We start from the raw sequence: 9,057 nt of genomic DNA, 5'->3' as shown, positions 1-9,057 counted from the left end.
AAATTGGACGATCAGGCGTGGCCAGCTTCGCTGGAGAGCATTTCCGGACTGACGCCCAGGAGCGCCAGGGCGCGTTCGTACTTGCCTTCCAGCGCGCGGTCGAAAATCAGCGCGTCGCTGGCAGGACAGTTCAGCCAGCCGTTGTTGGCGATCTCGAGTTCCAGCTGGCCGGCGCCCCAGCCGGCGTAACCGAGCAGCATCGTGGCACGCGCCGGTCCCCGCCCGTCGCAGATGGCGCGGATGATATCGAGCGTTGCGGTCAGCGAGATGTCGTCACTCACCGGAATGGAGGACTCGCTGACGAAATCGTCCGAATGCAGCACGAAACCGCGGCCTGTCTCGACCGGACCGCCGGAAAGGATCGGCAGATCACGGGTCTGCACCGGCAGCATGATCGCATCGGCCTGATCCATGATCTTCAGGTGAAGGAGAACGTCCGTGAACGAAATCTGCTGCGCGCGGTTGATGATGAAGCCCATCGCGCCAGCCGGCGAATGGGCACAGACATAAACGACGGCGCGCGTGAAATTGCTGTCCTGCATGCCCGGCATGGCAATCAGGAACTGTCCGTCCAGGAAGCCCCGTTCGCTCTTGTCCTCGAGGGTCGAGAAAGACATGATGCCTCCAGCCTGCCTTCCGGCCCGGCCAAACGGGCAGGAGAGCGTCAATTGCAATTCCATCAAGATGGGGCAGTCGCCCCGATCAATCAACCGAAAATGATCAGTTTGCGTGGGCTCGTGACTGGTTCGGGCAAGGCCAATCGGTTAAACGCTTGGTCGATGAAGAGAATTTTGCCGAGCAGCATTCCGTCACGCGCGCCAGCAGCGCTCGCCGCCTGCATCACTGCAGGCGCAGTCCTGGGCATTGCCACGATGAGCTGCGCCGAGACCACGCCTTGGGCGAGCAACGAGGGCGGCCGGATGCGGGTGGTGGCGATGCCGCCCGAGCCGGACGGCACGGTGCGTGGCGCGCTGCAGATCGAACCAAAGGCCGGCTGGATCACCTACTGGAAGGAGCCGGGCGATGCCGGCATTCCGCCACAGATGATGTTTTCCAAGGCAAGCGGCGTGACGCTGAACAGCATGAGCTACCCCGTGCCGAAGCGGATCGACAACGGCAAGCTGCGCGATATCGGCTACGACCATGCGGTCACCCTGCCCTTCGAGCTGAAGATGGAGGATCCCGGCAAGCCGCTGAACCTCGGCGCTTCCGCCTTCGTCGGCCTATGCCGCAATATCTGCATTCCGTTCCAGGCGGAATTCTCGCTGCAGCTCGGTGCCAACAAGGGCACGCCCGTCGAGGAAGCAATGATCCTCAACGCCGCGGCCTCGAAACTCCCGGAACCTCCCTCGGACGATTTCGCCGTCACCTACTACGCGATGACGCAGGGGCGCGACAAGCTGGCCCTGAAGCTGAAACTGCCGCCCGAGGCCTCGGCACCGCCGCAGGTGATCGTCACCGGTCCGCAGGGCCACGTGCTCTTCGACGGCGTCAACGGTCGGCGCGACGGCGACGCTTACGCGCTCGACATGCCGGTCGGCAAATTGCCGAAGAATTACGACATCAAGGGCAAGCGCTGGGGCATTCTGGTGATCGCCGGCAACCGCGCCATGGAAACCTCGCTCGCCTTCGAGTGACGTCACGTCCTGTTGATCGGACCTGCCTCCGACGGCCTGCTGCATTGCGGCCTTTCCCTTGTCTTGACGAAAGTGCGCTCTATAGTGCGCCGCGAATGGCGGGCCTGAAACAGGCGCTCGCCCAACCGAGGAGAGCCCCATGACGATTGCCATCGGCGACAAACTTCCCCCAGCCAAGTTCAAGGAAAAGACCGCGGACGGTCCGGTGGAGATCACCACCGAACAGCTGTTCGACGGCAAGAAGGTGGTTGTCTTCGCCGTGCCCGGCGCCTTTACGCCCACCTGCACGCTGAACCACCTGCCGGGCTATCTCGAGAACCGCGACGCGATCCTCTCCAAGGGGGTCGACGACATTGCCGTCCTCGCCGTCAACGACTGGCACGTGATGGGCGCCTGGGCGACCCAGACCGGCGGCCTCGGCAAGATCCACTTCCTGGCCGACTGGGACGGCGCCTTCACCAAGGCGCTCGGCCTCGACGCCGACCTTTCCGCCGGCGGTCTCGGCGTGCGTTCGAAGCGTTATTCGATGCTGGTCGAAAACGGCGTCGTCAAATCGCTCAACGTCGAAGAAAGCCCCGGCCAGGCCACCGTCTCCGGCGCCGCCGCGATGCTGGAACAGCTCTGAGCGCCATTGATTTTGCTTCCAAAGGACGCCTGCGGGCGTCCTTTTTGTTTGCGGCAAAGTTCGGAACTTCGAGCAGCTCTTCCGGTTACGCTCTCGAATAACATCGAGAGGATATCGCAATGGAAAACGCCATGTGGTTATTCGTCGTTGCGGGCGGCGCGGCAATTCTGGGACTGGCCCTCGCCTTCGGGATCATCAAGCAGAATCCGGCCAGGGGGATCGGCGCGATCGCCGGCGCATTCATCGTCGCGATCGGGGCCGTGGGGCTGGGATATCTGGTTTCCAGCCAGACCGAGACCGCACCGTCCAAACCATCGGATGCGCAAGGCAGCCAATATGAAGCTCCCGCAAGACCTTCCGATCAGAACGCGCTACCGGGGTTGAACCAACAGAACCGCTGACATTCTCAATCGCAACCGACGACACCGCGTCTATCCGGCGGTGTGGGGGCCTGCACGGCGACGGAACGCTTTGCCGGGCCCCCCTCCGGCGATCACTGAATATAGACACCCGCCCTCTTTCCGCCGCATTTGTTATAACATAACTGTAATGTTATTACATAAATGGCGATTGCGATGGCACGACTTCCTCACTCCTCCAGCCTGATCGGCAGTTCGGCCCTTGGCCGCCTCGTCTACGTCGCGCTGCTCCTTGGCCTTCTCTGGTTGGCGATCGCCTGGGCGGCGATGCTTCCGTGAACGCCCTCCTCACGCTCGATAACCTCACGGTCACCTACGACCGTCATCCCGCCGTCCATCACGTCTCGGGTTTCTTCCGGGCCGGCAGCCTGACCGCGATTGCCGGGCCGAACGGCGCCGGCAAATCGACGCTGATGAAGGCGATCATGGGCGAATTGAGGCCCGCGGAAGGGCGGCTGCAGCATCACCTCGTCCGCAGCGATTTCGGCTATCTGCCGCAAGCGGCGGACATCAACCGGCGTTTCCCGATCTCCGTCCTCGATACGGTCCTGCTCGGCGCGTGGCGGCATACGGGAGCCTTCGGGGCGAACGGAGCGAAGGAACACGCCCAGGCGGCCGCGACGCTCGCCGCCGTCGGCCTCGGCGGGTTCGAACGGCGGCCGATCGGCTCGCTTTCGGCTGGCCAGTTCCAGCGGGTGCTGTTTGCACGCCTCCTGCTTCAGGATGCGAAAGTCATCCTGCTCGACGAGCCATTTACCGCAATCGACGCGCGCACGACACAGGACCTGCTCGACATCGTCGCGCACTGGCATGGCGAGGGCCGCACCGTCATCGCCGTGCTGCACGACCTCGAACAGGTGCGGACGCATTTTCCCGAGACCTTGCTTTTGGCCCGCGAATGCATCGCCTGGGGGCCGACGGCGGAGGTGATGTCGGCCGGCAATCTGCTCAAGGCGCGGATGATGGCGGAGCGATGGGACGACGGCGCCGGGATTTGTGAGAGCCCAAGCGGAAAGGCCCCTACCAACGGGGTTGTCGCATGACCGCCTACGATCTGCTGATCGCGCCGTTTGCCGATTACGGCTTCATGCGCCGGGCGCTGGTCGCCTGCCTGTGCCTGGCGCTCGGCTCCGGACCGATCGGCGTCTTCCTGATGCTGCGGCGCATGAGCCTGATGGGTGATGCCATGAGCCATGCGGTGTTGCCGGGTGCGGCGATCGGTTATCTCGTCGCCGGCTCGCTGTCACTGACGGCGATGGGGATCGGCGGGCTCGTGGCGGGTCTTTCCGTGGCTCTGCTCTCCGGCGTGGTCAGTCGCGCCACCGTGCTGCAGGAAGATGCGAGCTTTGCGAGTTTCTACCTGACCTCGCTGGCCCTGGGCGTGCTGATCGTCTCGCTGCGCGGATCCAATATCGACCTGCTGCACGTGCTGTTCGGCACCATTCTCGCGATCGACGGCCCCGCACTCGCCCTCATCGGCTCGATCACGTCGGTAACGCTCATCGCCCTTGCCCTGGTCTACCGGCCACTGGTGGCGGAGTGTTTCGATCCGGGCTTCCTGCGCACCGTCGGCGGCCGCGGGCCGGTTTATCACGCACTGTTCCTGCTGCTCGTGGTGCTGAACATGGTCGCGAGCTTCCAGGCGCTCGGTACGCTGATGGCGGTCGGGCTGATGATGCTGCCGGCCGCGGTGGCACAGCTCTGGGGCCGCAGCCTGACCGCAATGATAGCTCTTGCCGCCGGCACGGCGGCCGTCTCTGGCTATGTCGGGCTGGTCGCCTCCTATCACCTCGAACTCGCCTCCGGCCCGACGATCATCATGACGGCGGCGGTGATTTACGGCCTTTCCATTTTCTTCTCGCCGTCGGGCTTTGCCCGGCGGCTGTTTCCCAGCCCACATCTGAAGGGCTGATACCACCGGTCAATCTCAAGGAGACCTCGATGATATCCCGCAGACTGCTTCTCTCCGCCACCATTCCCGCCCTCATGGCCTTTTCCGCCGTGCCGGCCTTCGCCGACACGCTCAAGGTCGTCGCCTCCTTCACGGTGCTCGGCGATGTCGTCTCCCAGGTGGGCGGCAAACACGTGAAGGTGACGAACCTTGTCGGCCCGAACGGAGATCCCCATGAATTCGAGCCATCGCCGACGGACGCCCGAAACCTCAAGGCGGCGCAGGTGGCCTTCGTCAGCGGCGAAGGCCTGGAAGGCTGGATGGACCGGCTGATCACCGCCTCAGGCTACAAGGGCAAGCCGGTCGTGGTGTCTGAAGGGGTGAACACGCGCACCATGGACGAAGACGGCAAGACGGTGACCGATCCGCATGTCTGGAACAGCCCGGTCAACGTGAAGGTCTGGGTCGCCAATATCGAGAAGGCGCTGTCAGAGGCGGATCCGGCCGATGCGGGCGCCTTCAAGGCGAATGCCGAAGCCTATCTCCAGAAGCTCGACGCGATGAATGCCTACGCGCATTCCAAGTTCGACGCGGTGCCGACCGACCGCCGCAAGGTGCTGACCAGCCACGATGCCTTCGGTTATTTCGGCCGCGAATACAATGTCAGCTTCCTGGCGCCGCTCGGCCTCTCGACCGAGACCGAAGCCTCGGCCGCCGACGTCGCCAAGCTGATCCAGCAGATCAAGGCCGAGGGCGTAAAAACCTACTTCCTCGAAAACTCCAACGATCCGCGGCTTGTGAAGCAGATCGCCAAGGCGACCGCTGCCCAGCCGGGCGGCGAACTTTATGTCGAATCGCTCTCGGATGCCAAGGGGCCGGCGCCGACCTATGAAAAGATGTTCCGCTACAATGTCGATCAGATCGCCGCGGCGATGGCGAAGTCGAGCTGACCCCGCGATAGTAGGCTGCGGGCAAACGCCCGCGGCCCTTTCCTCAGACCGCCATATCGAAAACCAGAAGCCCCGACAGCCCGCCGTCCGCAGAGCCGATGATCCGGTCGCCGACAGCTATGTGGTCCGGATGGACGAGATAGGCGTCGCGGGCCTCGGGGTTCTCGAAGGTCACGATGAAACCGTCGAGAAAGCCGCCGTTCAGGCCTTCCGGCGAAACGTTCTGGCCGAACTTCACGTCGAGGATGCCGGGCGTGACATCTTTAAGCGCGGCGACCGCATCGTAGATCGACTGCTTGTCGGCCTGCTGGATGGCCGCCTTGAACCGAACGAATACGCAATGCAGGATCATGAGCGGACCTCCCCGGGTTGTTGGCGGCAGAATAGTGACTGATGCTGCGAGCGCAACAGCGGCTCAGGCGATTTCCAGAAGAAGCGCGCGGTGGTCGGAAACTTCAGGCTCGGCGACCACGTCGAAACTCTCGACCTTCACATCCGGCGTCACCAGCAGGTAGTCGGCATAACGGCCGTCCTTCGGATACCAGGAGGTGCGGGTGTCGGTGAAGCCGCGGGTGGTGACGAGATCGGTAAGGCCGAGTTTTCCGAGGATGGCGAAGGTCTCGCTGCCGGGCAGAAGATTGAGATCGCCGCAGACGACCAGCGGCTCACCCGGCTGCCAGGCCTTTTCGATCAGCGCGACGAGAGCATGCGCCTGGGCCAGCCGGGCCGGCGTGTCGCCCTTTCCGGCAAGATCCCGCAGCCCGTGCATCTGCACGATGGTCACCGCCGAGCCTATCCCGTAGCGGTGGATGCGGACGGCGTGGGCGTTGCGCGAGCGCGGATGTTCGCCCCAGCCGCCGGCCGAAAACTCTCCATGGACGAAACCAAGCTGCTGGCCGATGATGGGCAAAGAACCGCGCACGAACGTGGCGAGGCCGAATTCGGAGCCGACCTCCCGCTCACCCTCGAACAGCGTACCGCGGGCGGCCGGAGCGTACATCGCCTCATGGTCGGGCAGAACCGCCTTCACATCCTCGTAGAGGCTGGCCCGCTGCGGCAGTTCGAAGGCGCCGTCGCGATAGGCCAGCCAGTCGGCGGCTGCATCCGGCGTGCGGGTGACTTCCTGCAGGCAAAGCACATCCGGATCGGTGTCCTTGAGATATTGCATCAGCGGCGCATGGACGCGGCCGCCCCAGGCGTTGAGGGAGATCAGGCGCAGGGTCATCGCTCAGCGCTCCGCGGAAACCATGAGGATCATCGGACGATCCATTTCCTCGGCAAGTGCCGGATTGGCAGCAAGCTGATCCGGCGAGGGATGCCATTCGATGACACGGCGGATGGCAAAACCGCCATCGATCAGCGTGTTCAGCGTCGTGCCGATGGTGCGGTGATATTTGACGACGCCCTTGGCGAGCCAGTCGGTCGTGCGCGGGCTCTCGACCGAATAACCATCCACCGGCCAGAATCTCTGGCCCGCGTCATCCGTCCGCCAGCCGGGATTTCGGGAGGCCATGTAGATCGGGTGTTCGATGGTGAAAACGAACTTTCCACCCGGCGCGAGGGCAGAATGAACCTCTTCTACCTGCCGGCCGAAATCCTCAAGATAATGGAAGGCGAGCGAGCTGTAGGTGAGATCGAAGGCTGCCGCGGGCAATTCGACCCGCTCCAGATCGGCAATCTCATAAACGATGGCCGGGTGGGCGTTTTCCGTCCGGGCCTTGCCGATCATGTTTTCCGAAAGATCGAGGCCAAGCACGGAGGCAGCGCCCTCCTCTGCCGCAAAACGGGAGAACCAGCCGAAACCGCAGCCAAGATCGAGGATGCGCAAGCCGTTCAGCGCGGGAAGCAATGTGCGGATCGTCGGCCATTCGGCGGCGCCGGCCAGCCCATGCACAGAGCGGCCGAGCTGGCTGTAGCCCTCGAAAAATTCCGGTGTGTCGTAGACGTTCTGGGCCATCGATCCTCTCCCAGGCTTGGCCGGTTATCTTTTCTTGAACGGCGCCATGCCGAGGCGGGCAAGCTCATCGGCGCGCTCGTTTTCCGGATGGCCGGCATGGCCCTTCACCCAGTGGAGCGTCACCTTGTGCTTGTTGCGCGCTTCCTCAAGCTGCTGCCAGAGTTCGGCATTCTTCACCGGCTTCTTGTCGGCGGTCTTCCAGCCGTTCTTCTTCCAGCCGAAGATCCATTTGGAAATGCCATCCATCACATATTTGCTGTCGGTGTGAAGGTTGACTTCGCACGGGGTTTTCAGCGCGTTCAGCGCGGAGATCGCCGCCATCAGCTCCATGCGGTTGTTGGTTGTCTCCGCTTCGCCGCCGAACATTTCCTTTTCCGTGTCGCCATAACGCAGGATGGCGCCCCAGCCGCCCGGGCCGGGATTGCCGGAACAGGCGCCGTCGGTGAAAATCTCTACCTGCTTCATGATGCGGACAGTCTTTCTTCAGTCAGCCCGTACTCGGTGGCTGATGCAATTTGGCGGTGGAAGCGCAGCTTGCGCAGATATTCAAGCGGGTCCTTCTTGACGACCAGCGCGCCGGCCGGCGTCGTCAGCCAGTCGTAAAGCCGCGTCAGGAAGAACCGCAGCGCCGAACCGCGGGCGAGGATCGGCAGGGCCTCGATCTCGCCTGCGTCGAGTGGACGGACGCTCTGGTAGCCTTCGAGCAGCGCCTGGCCCTTGGTGAGGTTGTAGGCGCCGTCCTTTTCGAAACACCAGGCATTCAGGCAGATCGAGACGTCATAGGCGAGCAGGTCGTTGCAGGCGAAATAGAAGTCGATCAGGCCGGACAGCTCGTCGCCGAGGAAGAAGACATTGTCCTGGAAGAGATCCGCATGGATGACGCCGGCCGCCAAATCCTTCGGCCAGTTCCGGTCCAGGTGATCGAGTTCCGAGGAGATTTCGTCCTGCAGGCCGGTTTCGACTTCGTCGGCGCGCGCGGCGGACTTTTCCCAAAGCGTCTTCCAGCCTTCGACGGAAAGCGAGTTCGGGCGCGTCAGCTCGAAATCCTGGCCGGAGAGGTGCATGCGGGCGAGCGCCTTGCCGACCTCGCGGCAATGTTTCGCCTCCGGCTTCCTCAGCCACATGCCTTCGAGGAAGGAGATGAGCGCGGCGGGCCGGCCGGACAGGGTGCCGTAGAGATTTCCGTCGTTGCGCGGCAGGGGCAGCGGGCAGGACAGGCCACCGGCCGCCAAATGCTGCATCAGGCCGAGGAAAAACGGCAGGTCGCGCTCGTCCGTCCGCTTTTCGTAAAGCGTCAGGATCAGCGGATCGCGGGTCGTATGCAGCAGGAAGTTCGAATTCTCGACGCCCTCGGCAATTCCCTTGTAGGAGGTCAATTCGCCGACATCGTATTCGGTCAGGAACTGCTTCAGGTCGTCTTCGGTGATATCGGTGTAAACGGCCAAGGTGTCATCCCGCTTGATTCTGCCGCGCAGATAGGTGATGGGGCTTTCCTAGCGGCTCGCCCGGCCCTTCGCTAGAGGTCAGGGCGTCCGAAGCTGAAATCGGACCACTCTATCGTTTTTTCAGGCTTCGCCG

13 protein-coding genes are annotated in these 9,057 nt (G+C 63.2%); 7 read left to right on the top strand and 6 right to left on the bottom strand.

Annotated elements, in window-relative coordinates:
• Window positions 1-11 precede the first annotated feature (11 nt).
• Entirely contained in the window at window positions 12-617 is a 606-nt protein-coding gene (locus C5J24_RS14660) for a YqgE/AlgH family protein (protein ID WP_105418801.1), read from the bottom strand.
• 162 nt (window positions 618-779) lie between these two features.
• Here C5J24_RS14660 and C5J24_RS14655 point away from each other — a divergent pair, with 162 nt between their 5' ends.
• The 7 genes from C5J24_RS14655 to C5J24_RS14630 all read left to right on the top strand — a co-directional run bounded on the left by C5J24_RS14655 (window position 780) and on the right by C5J24_RS14630 (window position 5,522).
• Entirely contained in the window at window positions 780-1,637 is an 858-nt protein-coding gene (locus C5J24_RS14655; protein WP_245446642.1) for a protein-disulfide reductase DsbD domain-containing protein, read from the top strand.
• 139 nt (window positions 1,638-1,776) lie between these two features.
• A complete protein-coding gene (locus C5J24_RS14650; protein ID WP_046631163.1) occupies window positions 1,777-2,262 on the top strand; it encodes a peroxiredoxin in 486 nt (161 codons plus the stop codon).
• A gap of 119 nt (window positions 2,263-2,381) precedes the next feature.
• Window positions 2,382-2,663 carry a hypothetical protein gene (locus C5J24_RS14645; RefSeq protein ID WP_046631161.1) on the top strand — a complete coding sequence of 94 codons (282 nt, stop codon included), beginning with the start codon at window positions 2,382-2,384 and terminating at the stop codon, window positions 2,661-2,663.
• 174 nt (window positions 2,664-2,837) lie between these two features.
• On the top strand, window positions 2,838-2,960 hold the full coding sequence (locus C5J24_RS32570; protein ID WP_256427175.1) for a hypothetical protein: 123 nt from the start codon (window positions 2,838-2,840) through the stop codon (window positions 2,958-2,960).
• Window positions 2,957-3,724 (top strand): metal ABC transporter ATP-binding protein, encoded by a 768-nt coding sequence (locus tag C5J24_RS14640; protein WP_105418797.1) that lies wholly within the window; start codon window positions 2,957-2,959, stop codon window positions 3,722-3,724. The genes C5J24_RS32570 and C5J24_RS14640 overlap by 4 nt, the downstream gene beginning before the upstream one ends.
• Complete coding sequence (locus tag C5J24_RS14635) at window positions 3,721-4,593, top strand: metal ABC transporter permease (protein ID WP_105418795.1); 873 nt, start codon at window positions 3,721-3,723, stop codon at window positions 4,591-4,593. The genes C5J24_RS14640 and C5J24_RS14635 overlap by 4 nt, the downstream gene beginning before the upstream one ends.
• A 29-nt stretch (window positions 4,594-4,622) precedes the next feature.
• Window positions 4,623-5,522, top strand: a complete 900-nt coding sequence (locus tag C5J24_RS14630) for a metal ABC transporter solute-binding protein, Zn/Mn family (protein WP_105418794.1) — start codon at window positions 4,623-4,625, stop codon at window positions 5,520-5,522.
• 43 nt (window positions 5,523-5,565) lie between these two features.
• Here the strand turns inward: C5J24_RS14630 and C5J24_RS14625 are convergent, their stop codons facing one another.
• From C5J24_RS14625 to C5J24_RS14605, 5 genes are all read right to left on the bottom strand, one after another.
• Window positions 5,566-5,874: a Dabb family protein gene (locus tag C5J24_RS14625; protein ID WP_046631154.1), complete on the bottom strand. Its 309-nt coding sequence runs from the start codon at window positions 5,872-5,874 to the stop codon at window positions 5,566-5,568.
• A 63-nt stretch (window positions 5,875-5,937) separates the two neighbouring features.
• Window positions 5,938-6,747 carry an endonuclease/exonuclease/phosphatase family protein gene (locus C5J24_RS14620; protein ID WP_205836940.1) on the bottom strand — a complete coding sequence of 270 codons (810 nt, stop codon included), beginning with the start codon at window positions 6,745-6,747 and terminating at the stop codon, window positions 5,938-5,940.
• Window positions 6,748-6,750: 3 nt separating this feature from the next.
• Window positions 6,751-7,479 (bottom strand): bifunctional 2-polyprenyl-6-hydroxyphenol methylase/3-demethylubiquinol 3-O-methyltransferase UbiG, encoded by a 729-nt coding sequence (locus tag C5J24_RS14615; RefSeq protein ID WP_105418793.1) that lies wholly within the window; start codon window positions 7,477-7,479, stop codon window positions 6,751-6,753.
• Window positions 7,480-7,503: 24 nt separating this feature from the next.
• Window positions 7,504-7,944, bottom strand: coding sequence for a ribonuclease HI (gene rnhA / locus C5J24_RS14610; RefSeq protein ID WP_046664522.1), 441 nt, complete (start codon window positions 7,942-7,944; stop codon window positions 7,504-7,506).
• Window positions 7,941-8,924, bottom strand: coding sequence for a homoserine kinase (locus tag C5J24_RS14605; RefSeq protein WP_105418792.1), 984 nt, complete (start codon window positions 8,922-8,924; stop codon window positions 7,941-7,943). The genes rnhA and C5J24_RS14605 overlap by 4 nt, the downstream gene beginning before the upstream one ends.
• Window positions 8,925-9,057: the final 133 nt, after the last annotated feature.

Origin of the sequence: Neorhizobium sp. T25_27 (assembly GCF_002968565.1) — a bacterium.
Lineage (GTDB): Bacteria > Pseudomonadota > Alphaproteobacteria > Rhizobiales > Rhizobiaceae > Neorhizobium > Neorhizobium tomejilense.
The sequence above is the reverse complement of the archived record's forward strand: the minus strand, read 5'-3'. Positions and strand labels throughout refer to the sequence as shown.